We start from the raw sequence: 15777 nt of genomic DNA on the forward strand, positions 1-15777 counted from the left end.
GATCACGCCGGATCACGGCGGGAGGTCCCCGGGCCGACGGCAGACTCTGGGAGCCGGGAAAGAGGGAGTGGGTCAGGAAGTGCCCTGGACCGGGCGGATGCCGGCGCGGGAACGGGCTACCACCGCGATGCGGTGGCCGCAACCGGCGCGACTCCACGGGCGAGGAAGGTGTTCGGACCGCCGAGGCCCGGCATGTTCGGACTTCGCCCTCAGGGCTCCCCTTCGAGGAGCGGAGACTCCGGAAGACGTGGGTCGCACCATCTGCTGGTACGTGTCGCGGTTCGGAATTCCTCACGCGCTGTCGCCGATGTGCGCGGGCTCACAGCGCGTCCCTGAGCTGCTGGGGCATGAGGGTGAGTTCCCACGGCAGCAGCCCCACCGGGAGCGTGCAGCTGAAGGCCGCCGCCTGGGTCCGGCGGGCCGGGCGCAGCTGGATACGGGCGGAGGCCTGCTGTTCGTCGATGAGCGCCTGGGCGTGGTTCAGCTGCATCTCCGTGTCCACGGTGACGGTGGCCATGATCGAGAACTCGACGAGCCCCGCTCCCGACGCCTCTTCCTGCGCGGTCTGCTCGGCGGCCATCAGCTCGGCCTGCGCGCGGGCGTTCATCTGCTTCTTTCCGTTGGAGGACGCCCTGAAGAGCGCCGCCCTCCGGTCGGCCTCGACCATGCGGGCGGCGGCGGCCTGCGGCAGCGGCCGGTAGAAGAGAGCGATCCGCTTGCGGCGTATGTCCTGTGTGGGCTGGAGCAGCTCACGCAGGACGGACGAGTAGACCGCGCCCCGGGGCGCGAGCGCGAGCAGCCAGCTCCGTGAGTAGGACGCGTCGTGCTCGTAGTGGTCCGGCGTCTCCAGCGTGACGGCGGGGCCCGCGTCCGCCCATTCGAGCCCGGTGTCACCGCCGTCCTCGTGGGCGGCCGCGACGCGGGAGGCGACGCTCGGGTCGTACGCCGTACGGACGCTCTCGGCGATTCCCACGGCCGAGAGCGGACGCACCGAGGTGGTGCCCGCGCCGACCAGGCCCGCCGCCAGAGCCGGGATCCGGTCGGCCAGTTGCTCGGCGACGGCCGCAGGGCGTTGCCTGGCCCGGGGCGGCTGATACGTCAGGGTGACGTACACCTTGGTCTCCGACGCGGTCACCGGGTTGGCGTTGACCACCTCCTCCAGCACCGACCGGGACAGCGGTGGCGCCTTGTCGACGATGCGGGGCAGCACCTCCGCGGCGAGCCGGACGCCGCTCTCGGGGGCGGTCTCCACGACGACGGCCGCGCCGCGCAGACCGGGTTCCTGGGAAAGCCTGGACAGCCAGCCGCCCCAGGCACCGACCCAGCGGTCGACCTGCCCGGAGTCGACCAGGGAGATGCCTTCGGCCTCGCACGCCAGCACCAGGGTGTAGAGGCCGCGGCCCTTGTGGTGGAGCACCCCGACGGGGCGGCCCGAGGGGTCGTGTGTCTCCAGCATGTCCACCTTGGCAAGGAGGCCGGGCGGGGCGAAACGGCCCCCCGGCCGCCTGGAGAGCGGGCCGGAGACATAGACATGGGAGCCCCTGGACCGGCGGAGCGACCATCCCATACGTACTCCCAGGACGTTGAAGACGGTACGGCCGTCGGCCGTGCGTAAGGCGAAGGCCGCCGTGACGAGGGCGACCAGGACGAAGGTGACGATGGCGGCCCGCAGGGAGACCAGCGAGACGAGCAGGGCCAGGATGATCCCGCCGAGCATCACGATGGTTCCGATCATCCCCAGCGGGCCGAGACCCGCCGCTCTGGGGCGCCGCCAGTTTCCGTAGGTGCGCGGCGTCGTTTCTGCCGGCATGGACCAACTCCTTCTGCTGTCTCGTGCTCGTGTGCGACTGCGGTGCGGGGCTCGGTCCGCGGGGTACGCGGGCACGCCCGGGGAAGCGCCGAACCCGCGCCCGGGAAGGCGGCCGGCCCTCGCTCGGGAAGGCGGCCGGCCCTCGCTCGGGAAGGCGGCCGGCCCTCGCTCGGGAAGGCGGCCGGCCCTCGCTCGGAGAGGCAGTGAGCCCGTGCCGGGTCTCAGGGCCCGCGGCCTTGTCGCGTGGGGATCAGCCCTGGTCGTCCGCCGAATGGACGACCTGTCGCGCGAAGTTCCCGGCGATGTTTCCGGCAGTGCCCATGGCCTTGGCCGCGGCCGGGTTGCCCGCCGGGGGTTTGGGAGGCGGGGGCGCGGGAGCCGAACTGTCGGGCGGTGCCTCGCTGCCGCTCGGGCCCTTGGCCGGGGAGCCGCCGCCCTCCACCGCCGGCGGGGCTGGGGACGGAGGTGACGAGCCGGAGGCCTTCAGTGCCTGGTAGCCCTGCTTCCCGAGGTCGGTGAGGTCGGAGGCGGCGCCGAGGACCATGCCGCCGCCGGACGCGCTGCCGAGGGCAGCGGTGGCCGGGACGATGAGGTTGAGGAGCGCCGGGAGCGCGAAAGTGGCGAGGACCAGCATGCCGAGGCCTGCGATGTTGGCGTCGAGTCCGGCGGCGTCCTGGGTCATTGCCGTGGCGGAGTAGATGACGAGGGCCGCGGCGGGTTTGTAGAGCAGCCAGGCGATCAGCCAGCCGAGGTGTTTGCGCCACCAGTTCTCGCCCCAGCCGGTCATCGACGCGCTCGCCGCCAGGGGCAGGGTGCCCAGGAGCAGGATCAGTACGCCGACGCGTACGTACATCAGGACGATCTGGATGATGGCCGCCAGCATGACGACGAGTCCGAGGACGAGGATCAGGCCTGGTACGCGCAGTGTGACGACTCCTAGGATCGCCGAGGCCCTGTCGCCCAGTTCCGATTTCTCGTAGATGTAGGAGGCGAAGTTGTCGGACGCGGTCGCCAGCCGCTGGAAGATCCATGTCCCGGCCGTGGCGATCAGCAGCACCCGCAGCATGCCGCGGATCACCGGGACCAGGGGTTCGCCTCTGCGGTCCATGGCCATCTTGAACGCCGCGACGAGTAGCGAGGCCACCGCGACATAGGCGACCAGCCATTCCGTCTCGTCGCTGATGTCCTGGATCGCGCTGCTGCTCCCGGCCGCCGAACCCACCCGCAGCCAGACTCCGTTGAGCGACTTCAGCACTTCGGCGGTGGCGTTGCCGATGGCTTCCGCGAAGAGCTGGACGGCGGTGGACACCACGGCCTTGGCCGGCACCTCGACGGCGCACTTGAGTGGATTGGTAATGCATTTCAGAAAGCTCATCAATCCTCCCAGCGGACGAAGCCGGTGGTGCCGCTCACGGCGACGAACGTCGAGGTGAGCGCGCCATCGGACTGCGGGACAAGCTTCCAGTCGCCGTCCTTCCAGGAGACCGAGACGGAGGTGGCGACATACGCTCCGTCGGGGCGGCGCACGAGCAGTTGCACATGGGCTCGATCGGCGGCGTAGTCGAGGACGTTGAATCCGTCGTACGTGCCGAGCTCGCCGGGGGATCCGCCGGCCTCCTCGTCCGACACGACCGCGCGGGCGGCCATGAACTGGCGCTGTCCCGCCCCGGGGACGAGCTGTGTGCGGGCGGCGTCGCGCCAGCGCGGGCCGCTCATCTGGCTGGGGATGACATGGGCGGCGAGCACGGCTCCGGTGGGACTGTGCGCGAAGCAGGACCAGGTGGTGGACGTACGGCTCAGGGGGCCGCTCGTCGACGAGGTCGGCAGGAAGCCGCCACCGAGGTTGCGCCACTTGAGGTCGGCCGGGACGGCGGCCGGGGCCTCGCCGCTCTGCTGTCGGGGGCAGGTGCCACCTGTGTCCCCGCCCTTGTCCGCTTCAGCGCCGTCGTCGGAGGCGGAGGAGCCCGGGTCCGGGGTGGCGTCGGCGGCGATACCGCCTCCGCCGTCGCCGGACTCGGCGATCATGTTGACGACCGCCGTGACACAGATCAGCAGCAGGAATATCGCGGCGGTGATCCAGCTCCGCTGCCGCCAGAACGGCTGCCGCCACTCCTCGCCGCTCTGCGGGTGGTGTCCGACTTTCTTCATCTCGAGACTCCCGGTCGCGTTCAGAGGACAAAACTGACCAGGGGCCCGGCGGTGCTCAGCAGCACACAGCCGACGAGCACGGTGAGCATCTGGCCGATGTGGTCCTCCGCGTCGCCCTTCTGCAGCGAGCCGGCCATCTTGATGGCGATGGCGACGACGCCGAGCACGGCGGCCGCGGTGCCCAGCCAGGCCACGAGGCTGAGCACGGTGTCGGTCTTGGTGATGATCTCGGTCGGGGCGTCGGGCTGGGGGTTGGGGACATCAGCGGCGAGCAGACGGATGCCGAGCTGGGCGAGGATCATGTCGTTCCTTCCAGTTCTGAACGGGGGGGTGAAGCAGGCAGGCGGGCGGAAGAAGGCGAGCCACGCCGCCGGGGAGGGGTTCGCGGCGGCGCGGTCGGCGCCGGACACGAAGGTGAAGCAGGGGAGAACGGGGGGAAGTTGGGGAGGCGAGGCCGGCTGGGGTGACCCGTGTCGCGCTTCAGGTGCGGACGGCGACACCATCGCCGGTCCGGGCGTTCGCCCCCTTGCGCCGACCTCGTAAGGCAGCCGACCTCGTACGGCAAGCCGACCTCGTAAGGCAGCCGACCTCGTAAGGCAGCCGACCTCGTACGGCGGTCAACCTCACATCGGCCGATCCGGCAGTGCGGCCGGGTCCGCTGAGGGCCGCTTCGCTCATCGGCTCCCGAGAGCGGCGAGCCCGCTCGGCCGGGGCCGAGGGCACGGTCTGCGTACGACCGATGGCCAGGAGTGCCAGGCGGCGGGAAGCGGTCAGCCGCCCACGGCCACCAGGCGGTATCCGGAGCCGCGGACCGTTTCGATGGAACAGACTCCGAAGGGGGCGTCGATCTTGCGGCGGAGCACGCTGATGTACACCTCGACGATGGCGGGGCTGCCCGTGTAGGCCATGTCCCAGACCTCGTCGAGTATCTCCGGCTTGGAGACGACCTGCCCGGGGTGCCGGGCCAGTTGGGCGAGTACGGCGAACTCACGAGCCGTCAGTGCTATGTCACGTCGGCCCCGGCCGCAGCGATGGCGCGCCGGATCCAGCCAGAGGTCACCTATCCGCAGCGTCCGGTCGGCGGGTTGAGTGCTGCGCCGGGTCAGGGCACGCAGCCGGGCGAGCAGCACCTCGTGGGAGTACGGCTTGCGGAGGTAGTCGTCGGCGCCCGCGTCGAGGGCCTCCACTTCGTCATTTTCGCCACCCTTCTCGGTCAGTACGAGAATCGGCACGTCCATACGGCTTCTTCTTAGTTCGGCGCATACCCGGTAGTGATTCGATCCGGGCTCCGGGATGTCCATCAGAACAGCCCTGTAGGAATGTCGCCCGACGAGCCGCATTGCGGTGATCCCGTCTCCGACGAGATCCACCGCATAGTCCGCTGCTTCAAGGCCTCGACGGAGTTCGACACCCACACATGGATCTGCTTCCAGCACCAAAATATCGGCGTCCATGCCTCGGCAGCATGCCATACCTATCGGTTCTAAACCTCAAGACTCCTAAATTTTCTTCATGGTCGTTCACACAGGTCGAGGGCGTGGTCGCGATGTCCAATTCACCGAATAATCTACCCTCAAAAAGGATTATTTCGCCCAGCCGGACAGTCCCGCGGCGGAGCCGCACTCATACCCGAGATTGATTCTTCTGGCCTATGGATCATTACTGGCTTAAGGTTCAGACGTCTCCACCCGACAACGGCGCGGAACTCCTTCTGACTATGCACTTACTCAGCCACCCCTGACATCTGGCATGCCAAATGCAGAGCGGGAGAGCTCAGATATTCCCCGAGCCTCCGAGAGCAAAGGCAAAGCGATGCGACAAAAACTCAGGCACCCGGCTCCGTCGGCCGACCGGCTCGCCACCCGCCGTCGATTGATATCCGAAGGTAAGCACCCTTATCCCCCGGCTCTTCAGCCGACCCATACTCTCGGCCAGTTGCGACGGCTGTACGGAGAACTCCCCGCAGACACGACGACCGGGGACAGCGTCGTCCTGGTCGGCCGGGTCATGGCCCACCGCTCCCACGGGGGCATGGGTTTCGTCGACCTCCGGGACGGCACCGATGACATCCAGCTTCTCCTCACCGACGGCGCTCCGGAGACCCAGCCCGTCTACACGGATTGGCAGACCGACGTCGACCTGGGGGACCAGGTGAGCGTCTCGGGTGAGATCGTCACCAGCCGTACGGGAGCCCTCTCGATCCGGGTCGACGGCTGGATGCTCGCCTCCAAGGCCCTGCGCCCGCTGCCCAGCGCACCAGGGCACGGCCGCGGCTCCACGAGGACGCAGCGTCCGAGCGGCGGCGATCAACTCCCCTCCTATCAGCGCATGATGGTCGACCGTCGGGAGGGGGCGCGCGCCAGGGGCCGTGCGTCGGTGCTGCGCGCGCTGCGGGAGGAGCTGTACACCGCCGGCTACCTGGAGGCGGACACCCCGCTCCTGCACGCCCTGCCCGGAGGCACCGCCCGCCCCTTCGTCACCTGGATGAACGCCTGGGGGGTGCCGGTCTTCTTACGGGGCAACACCGAGCTGTACCTGAAACGGCTGGTCGTCGGCGGGGCCGAGCGGGTCTTCGAACTCGGCCGAGTCTTCCGTAACGAGGGCACCGGGGCCATGCACCACCCCGAGTTCACCGTCTGCGAGGGGTACGCCGCCCACACCGACTACCGCGACAGCGCGGAGCTGGTGGAACGACTCGTCCGCGCCGCCGCGTCGGTCCTGCACGAGGCCGAGGGGCCGAGTCGTATCACCTCGGCCGTCCTGGGAGGGGCGGACGACAGGCCGCACCGCCCGGCGGCGGGCACCGCCCGGCACGGCATGGGGGCTCCCGGTGAAACAGGACGTGCTCCCGGTGAAACAGGCGGTGGCGACCCCACGGGCGGTCTCCGCGCCCCCGACAGTCCCCTTGCCGCCACAGGGCCCATGCCGTTCGCCCGGGTCACGCTGCGTCAGCTTCTCTCCGAGCACCTCAAGGCCCCCATCACGTCCGTGACCTCAACCGAAACGTTTCTTCAGCACGCTCGCCGCCACGGCCTCGATGTCGCCGACGACACCACCGCCTCGGCCCTCTCGCTGCTCCTCTTCCGCAAGCTCGTACGTCCGACACTGACCCAGCCCACCTTCGTGTTCGACTTCCCCACACGCGCCGCGCGGTTCGCCCGCCCCCGGCCGGGTGATCCCACGCTGGTGGAGGCGTGGAGCCTGGTGCTGGCCGGCACCGACATCGGCCAAGGCTGTACAGAACTCACCGACCCCGTCGAACAGCGCCGTCGGATGACGGAACAGCGGCGCGAACCGGGTCTTGAACACCTGCCGCTGGACGAGGAGTTCCTGACCGCCGTGGAGCACGGACTGCCCCCGCTCGGCGGCTTCTCACTCGGCGTCGACCGGCTGCTCGGCGCCCTCCGCGACGACGGCCGCCGCCTCAGCGACCAGCAGTGCCTCGGCCTCGAACGGGCCGGCACCGCCACCAGCGAGCAGACTGGCAGGGACGCACCCCCCGAACAGACGGCGGACCAGGAGACCGACCGCGTAGAAGTGAGCTGACCATGCGCATCTTCGATCACTTCAGCGCCTCCCTCCGGCAATCCGGCACCGCCCTCCAGCAGGCCGGCACCTCGCTACGGCGCTCCGGCACTGTTCTCCGCCGCTTCGACTCCCCGCTCGGCCACTACAGCGGCTGCCTCGTCGACCGTGTCGCCCTGACGAACGGCTGGCCGTTCGCCGGCGGGTCGGCCCAGGCTCACCCCCTCGACCGCGCCGGCACGGCCGACCGGTCACCCACCCCGCACCCGATGCGGACGGCCGCGCTGTGACGCCCGTACCGAGATCCCCGGAATCCCCTGCCTCCGAGGCACCCGGCCCGATCCCGCCGCCCGCCCTGGGCGTGTCCACCAGCGTGCTGTCCGACCGCACGGCGCTGGAATCCCTGCTGCCGTACGAACCCGATGTCGTCGAGTTCTACAACTACCCCAGCACGATGGTCCCCCGCCTGGCCCGCTTCTGCGAGCGGCACGGGATACGGCCGGCACTGCACACCCCTGTGCCGTACGACCTCGACGTGCCCCTGCGCCGGTTCGCCCCCACCGGGCCGGACGCCGCGGAGGCCGCGCTCGCGCTGCGGCTGGCCCAGCGGACCATCCGGCTCGCGGCGGACCTGGACGCCGTCCATGTCGTCGTCCACTTCCCCAGCCCGTATCCCCCGTTCTCGAGCGAGGGTTTCACCGAGCGCTGCACCGAGTTCCTGACGGCTTTGGCCGAGACCGCCCAGACGCATGGTGTTTCCGTGCTGGTGGAGAACCTGACCGCACACCCTCTCCTGCACACCCCCGAGCAGTACGCGCGAGCGCTGGACGGCACCGGACTGGGCCTCTGTCTGGACCTGGGCCACGCGCACCTGCTCGGGGAGCGGGGCACACCGCTGCACTTCGGGCAGGTCCTCGGGCCCGCCGTGCGCAGCATGCACGTCTACAACACCACCCCTGACCGCTATCCCCGGCACGGCCACGAGGCGGCCGCCCCCGGTCAGTCGGGCCGGGACGGCTATCTGGACCTCGGCGTCGTACTGCCCCGGCTGCTGGCACTGACCCGCCCACCGGTCGTGGTCATGGAGCACAATCCCCAGCCGACCGGGCGGCGCGAGAGGGACAGGCCGCGCCGGACCGCGGACTGGCTCCGGGAGCTGATTTCCCGGACTCCGGCCTCGGGCCTCGCCACGGATCAGAACCCGGACCAGCACCGGGCGCCGGGCCCGTCGCCGCGTCACCTGTGACCCCTCGAGAGTCCAGCCCCCTCGAACATCCCCCCTGTGAAATCCACCCCCGCGAATCTTCACCCTGCGTCGAAAGAGATGTGATGACTCAGTTTGACCATGTGGAACTCCTCCGCCGTATCTCTGTGGCGGACGGCAAGGAACGCACGGAGCGGCTCAAAGAACTCTCCGAGCTGACCCAGCGGCTGATCGACTCCACCGGCCGTGGTCTGTCCCTCTCCGAGGCGGATCTGTCCAACCTTCGGCTCGACGAGGCGGATCTACGCAGGGCCACCCTCAACCGGGCCGTGCTGCACGGCACTCAGCTCCAGCGGGCGAACCTCGACGAGGTCACCATGGTCTGTCCCGGCATGGAGCGCACCAACCTCTCCGAGGCGAGCTTGCGCTCGGCCTACGTCCACGCGCTGGCCGCGCAGACCTGCAACTTCGACGGCGCCGACATGAGCGACCTGCGGGACGCGACCGGCACCCTCTTCCACGGGTGCAGCATGCGCGGTGTCCATCTCGACGGCGGCCACCTGGCCGGCAGCTCGTTCTACCAGTGCGACCTGTCCGGCGCGTCGATCCGCCACGCCAATCTCCAGGGCTCGCTGATCAACGAGTGCATGCTGGACGAGGCCGAGCTCTACGGCATCTGCGCGGACCAGCTCACGATCACCAAGTCCAGCCTGCGTGCCACCTCCTTCGTACGTGCCTCGGGACGCGGCCTGGTCCTGCAGCGGCTGACGGCCTCCGACGGCCTGATCCTCACCGACGCCGACCTGCCCGAGCTTCGGCTGTCCGACATCAGCGGCCAGGACTGGCAGGCGGCCGGGCTCAAGGCCGCGGGCGCCGACCTCACCGACGTCGCAGCCCCGGCGGCCGACCTCCGCGACGCCGAGCTGAGCGGGGCCCGGCTGCTGCGCTGCTCGATGCCCGACGCGTCGCTGGCCGGCGCCCTGCTCAACAACGGCAAGATCTCCGGCGGCAATCTGCGCCGCGCGGACCTGCGGGGCGCCCACGGCGAGAACCTGCACATCGTGGAGGCCGACCTCACCGACGCCGACCTCACCTCCTTCACCGGCCGATGTATGACGGTCCGGGACGGCAACATGGCCCGCGTGATCCTGCGGTTCGCCAATCTCTACCGGGCGATGATCACCGGCGATCCCCCGCGTGGCATGAGCCTGCGTGGTGCCGTCCTCGAAGGCGCGACCCTGGTGCAGGCCTACATCGCGGCGGACCTGCGGGAGGCCGACCTCAACGGAGCGAACTGCGCCTACAGCCGCTTCAGCCAGTCCGACCTGTCGGGCGCCCGGCTCGACGGCACCAACATGTACCAGTCGACCTGGGTGAAAGTCACCCTGCACGGAGCCAGGATGAAGGACGTCCGCGCCCCCGTGTTCGCCGACCGCTGCCCCGGCCTGCGCAACGCGCTCGAACAGGCGGGCGGGACGGCTGCCGACGAGTTCCGTACCTTCCTCGACTCCTTCGACGCCGCCCTCGCCGCCGGCCGCAAGGGCTCGACGTGAGCCTGTTCGGCGACCGGGTGCTGGTGATCGCCGCCCACCCGGACGACGCGGAACTCGCCGTGGGCGGCACGATCGCCGCCCTCACCGAGCGGGACGCGAAGGTCACCGTCGCCGTGCTGACGGTCTCGGAAACGCCGTCCGACGACGATCCGGACCGACGCACCCGCCGGATGGCGGCGGCCGAGGCCGCCGCCACGGTGCTCGGACACGATCTCGTCTGGGTCGCCGACGGTCGGTACGACCAGGTGGAGGACCTGCCCGCGTACCGCGTCGTGACCCTGCTGGACGAACTCCTGGACCGGATCCGCCCGGACACGGTGATCAGCCACTGGGACGGAGACTCGCACACCGACCATGTGCGGGTCGCCCAGGCGGTGGTCTCCGCCTCTCGCCGCTGGCCCGAGGTCACCTTCCTGCAGTTCGGGCCGAACGAGTACCGGACCGTCCGCCACGCCCAGTTCGTCCCGACCGTCTACGTACCGACGGGCGGCCACAGCGCCGCGAAGGCGCGCGCCCTCGCCTGCTACAGCTACCCCGGCCAGGGCTTCCGCGCCCTGGACCTGGAGACCGTCGAAGCCTTCGACCGGGCGCGCGGCGCAGCGGTCGGCACCCGGGCGGCGGAGGGACTCGTTCTCGTCCGCCACCGCCCGGATCCCGGCCGCCCCTCGCCGCGACCGCACACCCAGCAACCCACCGACCGCCCCCCGCAGCACGCGCATGCGGAGCAGGCCACCAGCCTGCGTTCACCCGAGAGTGAGCCTCTGCCTTGAGCGATCTGATCGCGAAACAGACCCAGCACGAGGACGGAAACCGAGTGACCGACGGCACCGCACAGCCACCCGCTCGCCTTCCCGACGCCGTCGCCTCCCCCTCCTCCGAGCTGCTCGGCCGGACCAGGACGGCCTGCGTCTGGGGTCTCGGATACATCGGTTGGTCCACGGTGGAGGCGCTGCGCGCCGAGAAGATCAACGTCGTGGGCTACGACGTCAGCGCCGACCGTGTGGCCTTCCTGAAGGACCAGGAGGAGCCGGGTCTCCTCCGGGTGACCGACGACCGGGACCTGGCGCTCGGCGACGACATCGCCGTGCATTTCATCTGTGTCCCCACGGAGCGGCAGGCCGAGCCCTACTCCGAGGCCCTCCTGGACGTCTTCGTCTCCATCGTCCGAGCGACCGCGTCCCGCCCGCGATCCGGCCCTCCCCCGCTGGTGATCATCGAGTCGACGCTCACCCCCGGCACCGTGGCACAACTGCTGCTTCCGCAGGCCATCGACGCCGGGCTCATTCCCGACCAGGATCTGCTGCTGGCGCTCGCACCGCGCCGGGACTGGTTCCTCTCGGAGGGGTACGGCCTGCGCGACCTGGACCGGGTGTACGGCGGTGTCGGCGAGACCTCCGCCGACGCGGCGTACGACGTGTTGTCGCTGGTGTGCGACACCCTGCACCGGGCTCAGGGTCACGTGGAGGCCGAGCTCGTCAAGTGCGTGGAGAACTCCTACCGCCATCTGGAGATCACTCTCGCCAACCAGCTCACCCTGGGCTACCCACACGTCGACATGGTGGAGGTGCTGCGGCTCGCGGGCACCAAGTGGAACATCGGCACCTACCACCCGAGCTTCGGCACCGGCGGCTACTGCATCCCACTGTCCAGCCGCTATCTGCTCAGTGGGGCCGCACGGCCCGAGGAGCTGTCGCTGCTCAGCCAGGCCGTCGACACGGACATGCGGATGCGGTCGCTGGTCGCCACAGCGGTCGGCGGCGGCCCGGTCCTGATCCTGGGAGTCGCCTACAAGGGAGGCATAAAGGTCGCCACCCTCAGCCCGACGATCCGTATCGCCGAGGAGCTCCACCGGCTGGGTGTGCCGTTCTCCGTGCACGACCCGATGTACACGGACGAGGAGATCGAGGCGCTGCTCGGCGCCGGCACGGTCACCAAGGACCTCGCCGCGGCCGTGCGCGGTGCCGACACCGTCCTGATAGTCCCGGACCACCCCGAGTTTCGCGGCGATCCGTATCTGGAGCTGCTCACGGAGCGGCGGGAGTCGCCGCTGCTGATCCTGGACAACCACGGGGTGCTGGAGGATCACCCGTCCTGGCCCGAGTGGGTGACGTACCGGCGGGCGGGCAACCCTCTGTGGCTCGACACCGATGCCGTGCGCGCGCCCGTGGGGAGGGGCCTGCCGAGCGGCGCACTTGTCGAGAAGGACCTGGTGTGACCGGGCTCGAACGGTCCTCGGCCGGTTTTCCGGCCGAGGACGCCGGACGCCGCGGCCCGGAGGTGGCGGAATGACCACGGCGGAACGTCCGCCGACGGCGGGCCGCCGCGCGAACCCTCGGGTACGGCTCGCCGGGGTGGGGAGCAACATCTTCACCGAGATGTCCGCGCTCGCCGTCCGGTACCAGGCCGTCAACCTCGCGCAGGGCTTCCCCGATGCGCCCGGGCCGAGTTCCGTCACCGATTCCGCCGTCAGGGCTCTGCACGCCGGGCATCATCAGTATCCGCCGGTGCCCGGGCTGCCCTCGCTGCGTACCGCCATCGCCGACCACCAGCGCGACCGGTACGGCATCGTGCTCGCCCCGGAGACCGAGGTCGTGGTCACCACCGGCGCCTCGGAGGCGATCGCCGCGGCGCTGCTCGCCTTCGCGGGACCCGGTGACGAGATCCTCACGCTGGAGCCGTACTACGACTCGTACGCGGCCGGCGCCGAGTTGGCCGGTGCCCGGCTCGTCCCGGTCCCGCTGCCCGGCCCGGACTTCCGGCTCGCCCCCGAGCTGCTGCGTGCCGCCGTCACCGACCGCACGAGGGTCCTGCTCCTCAACAACCCGCACAATCCCACCGGAACAGTGCTGAACGAGCGGGAACTGACCGAAGTCGCGCGTGTCGCGATCGACCACGACCTGGTGGTGATCTCCGACGAGGTGTACGAGCACCTCGTGTACGACGGTCGGCATCGCCCGATCGCCATGCTGCCCGGGATGTTCGAGCGGACGGTCACCATCGGCTCGGCAGGCAAGACGTTCTCGTTCACCGGCTGGAAGGTCGGCTGGGCCACCGGTCCCGCCGATCTGGTTGCCGGCGTTCTCGCGGTCAAGCAGTATCTGTCCTTCGCCTCCGGTACGCCCTTCCAGCACGCGGTGGCCGACGCGCTGCGGCTGCCCGAGCGTCACTACACCGATCTACGCGACTCGCTCCGAGCCCGGCGTGATCTGCTGGTCGAGGGTTTGAGCGCGCTCGGTCTGCGGCCCCGTGCACCTGAGGGGACGTACTTCGTCCTCGCCGATGTGCGGGCCCTGGGCGCGGCGGACGGTCTGGAGTTCTGCCGGGAGCTGCCGCGCCGGTACGGTGTCGCAGCCATTCCCGCCCAGGTCTTCTACGCCGATCCCCAGGCGGGCCGCCATCTGGTGCGGTTCGTCTTCTGCAAGCAGGAGAACGTACTGCGGGAGGCGCTGCGCCGCCTCGCCCCGCTGCGAACGGCCGGCTGAGGCACCGTTCACCGCCGTCGGCGGCCGGGGCCGGCACGTATCGGAGCCGCCCCGCCGTGCCGCGGCCGCCGACGCCGAGCGGCGCCTCGCCACCATCACCCACCCCCCTTGCCTGGAGTGCTCTTCCGTGACCGACGCCATCACCGCCCCCTCCCCCGTCACCGACGCCGCCGCGCAGTCCCGCGCCGCCGAACTGGAGCGCAACCTCGCCGCCGCCCGGTCCCGTATCGCCCATGCGTGCCGGGCCGCGGGGCGGGCCCCCTCGGAGGTCACGCTGGTGGTCGTCACCAAGACCTGGCCCGCCGAGGACGTACGGACCCTTCACGCGCTCGGCGTCACGGACGTCGGTGAGAACCAGGACCAGCAGGCCGCGGCCAAGGCCGCCGCGACCGAGGACCTGCCACTGCGCTGGCACTTCATCGGCCAGTTGCAGCGCAACAAGGCCGCGTCCGTGGCCCAGTACGCAGACCTGGTGCACTCCGTCGACCGGCTCCCCCTGGTGGACGCGCTCGCCCGCGGCGCGGAGCGGGCCGGGCGGCGGCTGCGCTGTCTGGTCCAGGTCGGCCTGGACGACGCCCCCGGGCGGGGCGGTGTCGCGCCCGCCGGACTTGAGCGACTGGCCGACGCCATCGCCTCCCGCGCCCCCCGGCTGGAGCTGGCCGGCGTCATGACGGTGGCTCCGCTGCACATCTCGCCCGCCGAGGCGTTCGACCGTCTCGCGGTACTGCACGAGCGACTGAGGGCGAGCCATCCGGGCGCCGTGATCCGCTCCGCGGGGATGAGCGGCGACCTGGAGATGGCGATCGCGTCGGGCGCCACGCATGTCCGCGTGGGCTCGGCCATCCTGGGCACCCGCGCGCCCCGCAACCCGGCTGCGTAGAACGTGGGGAACTGCTCGACGAGGTGTTGCCCGATGAATTCCCGCTCAGCGTGCCGTACGTCGTCCAGGGTGGGCCGGTCGCCGTACGGCTACGGAGGGCGGTCACCTCTCACCGTGCAGCAGGCTGTACTGGAGGAATATGAGAGCCGCCTGGAGCCGGTCACGAGCCCCGAGTTTGGTGAGAATGCTGGAGACGTGGGACTTGACCGTCGCCACCGTGAGGCAGAACTCGTTGGCGATCTCCTGGTTGGACATGCCTCTCGCGACACCGGCCACCACGTCCCGCTCGCGAGGACTGAGATCGGCCACCACCGTCTGCGAATCGCCACGTCCCTCCTCGACGCCGAAGGGCGCGAGGTTCCGCAGGCCGACGAAGAGCCTGCTCGTCAGCAGCGGCTGGAGGACGCTGTGGCCGTTCGAGACCTGCCGTACCGCGTAGATCAATTCGTCCTGGGTGAGACCCGGCAGCAGGATGCCGCTGACGCCCAGGCGGATGGCCCGGGTCAGATTACGGTCGATGACGTGTTGGTCGGCGAGCATCAGCACGCGCGGCCGGGCGCGGAGCGAGGCTGCGGACAGCCGGCCCACCAAACGCAGAGTGTCGTTCTCGTCGTGGCTGCCGATATCGAGCACGACCACTTTCGGAGCCGTTCTGGCCACGAATTCAATGACGTCCTGATCGATCCGCTTCTCCGCGACGACATCGAATCCGGTGGCCCGCAGAAGCATCTGTTTGAGACCACTGCGCACCAAATCGTCGTCACCGACGAGCATTATCCGTGTGGCTTTCCCCGGATTCCGCTCGGATTCCTCGGCCATCAATGAAATCATGCGTCCGACCCCTTCCTGGACGACGGCACCGGCGAGCACATTCGCCTCTGCACCTGCGCCGATCAGCCGCCCAGAACACAACCATTAAACCACTGGAAGCTTCAAGCAACACAAGATAGCCCCAAGTTCGTAGGCCTCGGTTGCGAAGAGAGAAATTTTCCAGTCGAACGACTAGACCCTGCCGACCGCTTAAGCAGATAACCAACCGAGTACGTATGCGCCGACGACAGCCGCCCTGTGCTCACTCACGCCGTATCACTGAGAGGTCTCGGGGCGAAAGGCGAACCAGACGGAATCCCGGGCCGAATGTCTTTATGGCGCGGTCGTGTCTTGACGCCGGAACC

General features: G+C 69.9%; 14 protein-coding genes. 8 read left to right on the forward strand and 6 right to left on the reverse strand.

Going from position 1 to position 15777, the window contains the following annotated elements; genetic code table 11:
- Positions 1-319: 319 nt before the first annotated feature.
- From SGFS_RS15145 to SGFS_RS15165, 5 genes are all read right to left on the reverse strand, one after another.
- Positions 320-1810 carry an SCO6880 family protein gene (locus SGFS_RS15145; RefSeq protein WP_286250671.1) on the reverse strand — a complete coding sequence of 497 codons (1491 nt, stop codon included), beginning with the start codon at positions 1808-1810 and terminating at the stop codon, positions 320-322.
- Between the two features lie 250 nt (positions 1811-2060).
- Entirely contained in the window at positions 2061-3185 is a 1125-nt protein-coding gene (locus SGFS_RS15150; protein WP_286250673.1) for a hypothetical protein, read from the reverse strand.
- Positions 3185-3958 carry a hypothetical protein gene (locus SGFS_RS15155; protein ID WP_286250675.1) on the reverse strand — a complete coding sequence of 258 codons (774 nt, stop codon included), beginning with the start codon at positions 3956-3958 and terminating at the stop codon, positions 3185-3187. The genes SGFS_RS15150 and SGFS_RS15155 overlap by 1 nt, the downstream gene beginning before the upstream one ends.
- A gap of 20 nt (positions 3959-3978) precedes the next feature.
- Positions 3979-4260, reverse strand: a complete 282-nt coding sequence (locus tag SGFS_RS15160; protein ID WP_286250678.1) for a hypothetical protein — start codon at positions 4258-4260, stop codon at positions 3979-3981.
- Positions 4261-4728: 468 nt separating this feature from the next.
- Positions 4729-5430, reverse strand: a complete 702-nt coding sequence (locus SGFS_RS15165) for a response regulator transcription factor (protein WP_350284000.1) — start codon at positions 5428-5430, stop codon at positions 4729-4731.
- A gap of 463 nt (positions 5431-5893) precedes the next feature.
- On the opposite strand from SGFS_RS15165, the gene SGFS_RS15170 reads away from it, so the two are divergent.
- The 8 genes from SGFS_RS15170 (at position 5894) to SGFS_RS15205 (ending at position 14602) form a co-directional block, all read left to right on the forward strand.
- Positions 5894-7504, forward strand: coding sequence for an amino acid--tRNA ligase-related protein (locus tag SGFS_RS15170; protein WP_286250683.1), 1611 nt, complete (start codon positions 5894-5896; stop codon positions 7502-7504).
- A 2-nt stretch (positions 7505-7506) separates the two neighbouring features.
- Entirely contained in the window at positions 7507-7773 is a 267-nt protein-coding gene (locus SGFS_RS15175) for a hypothetical protein (RefSeq protein WP_286250685.1), read from the forward strand.
- Positions 7774-7844: 71 nt separating this feature from the next.
- On the forward strand, positions 7845-8729 hold the full coding sequence (locus SGFS_RS15180; RefSeq protein WP_286250686.1) for a sugar phosphate isomerase/epimerase family protein: 885 nt from the start codon (positions 7845-7847) through the stop codon (positions 8727-8729).
- Positions 8730-8812: 83 nt separating this feature from the next.
- Positions 8813-10240, forward strand: coding sequence for a pentapeptide repeat-containing protein (locus tag SGFS_RS15185; protein WP_286250688.1), 1428 nt, complete (start codon positions 8813-8815; stop codon positions 10238-10240).
- Positions 10237-11010, forward strand: a complete 774-nt coding sequence (locus tag SGFS_RS15190) for a PIG-L deacetylase family protein (protein ID WP_286250690.1) — start codon at positions 10237-10239, stop codon at positions 11008-11010. Before SGFS_RS15185 ends, SGFS_RS15190 begins: the two co-directional genes overlap by 4 nt.
- Positions 11007-12455, forward strand: coding sequence for a UDP binding domain-containing protein (locus tag SGFS_RS15195; RefSeq protein WP_286250693.1), 1449 nt, complete (start codon positions 11007-11009; stop codon positions 12453-12455). Before SGFS_RS15190 ends, SGFS_RS15195 begins: the two co-directional genes overlap by 4 nt.
- Before the next feature lie 70 nt (positions 12456-12525).
- A complete protein-coding gene (locus SGFS_RS15200; protein WP_286250696.1) occupies positions 12526-13722 on the forward strand; it encodes an aminotransferase class I/II-fold pyridoxal phosphate-dependent enzyme in 1197 nt (398 codons plus the stop codon).
- 139 nt (positions 13723-13861) lie between these two features.
- Positions 13862-14602, forward strand: a complete 741-nt coding sequence (locus SGFS_RS15205) for a YggS family pyridoxal phosphate-dependent enzyme (RefSeq protein ID WP_434028198.1) — start codon at positions 13862-13864, stop codon at positions 14600-14602.
- A 102-nt stretch (positions 14603-14704) separates the two neighbouring features.
- Here SGFS_RS15205 and SGFS_RS15210 read toward each other — a convergent pair whose 3' ends face one another.
- Positions 14705-15472, reverse strand: a complete 768-nt coding sequence (locus SGFS_RS15210; protein WP_286250698.1) for a LuxR C-terminal-related transcriptional regulator — start codon at positions 15470-15472, stop codon at positions 14705-14707.
- Between the last annotated feature and the right edge of the window lie 305 nt (positions 15473-15777).

Source organism: Streptomyces graminofaciens, from assembly GCF_030294945.1.
GTDB lineage: Bacteria > Actinomycetota > Actinomycetes > Streptomycetales > Streptomycetaceae > Streptomyces > Streptomyces graminofaciens.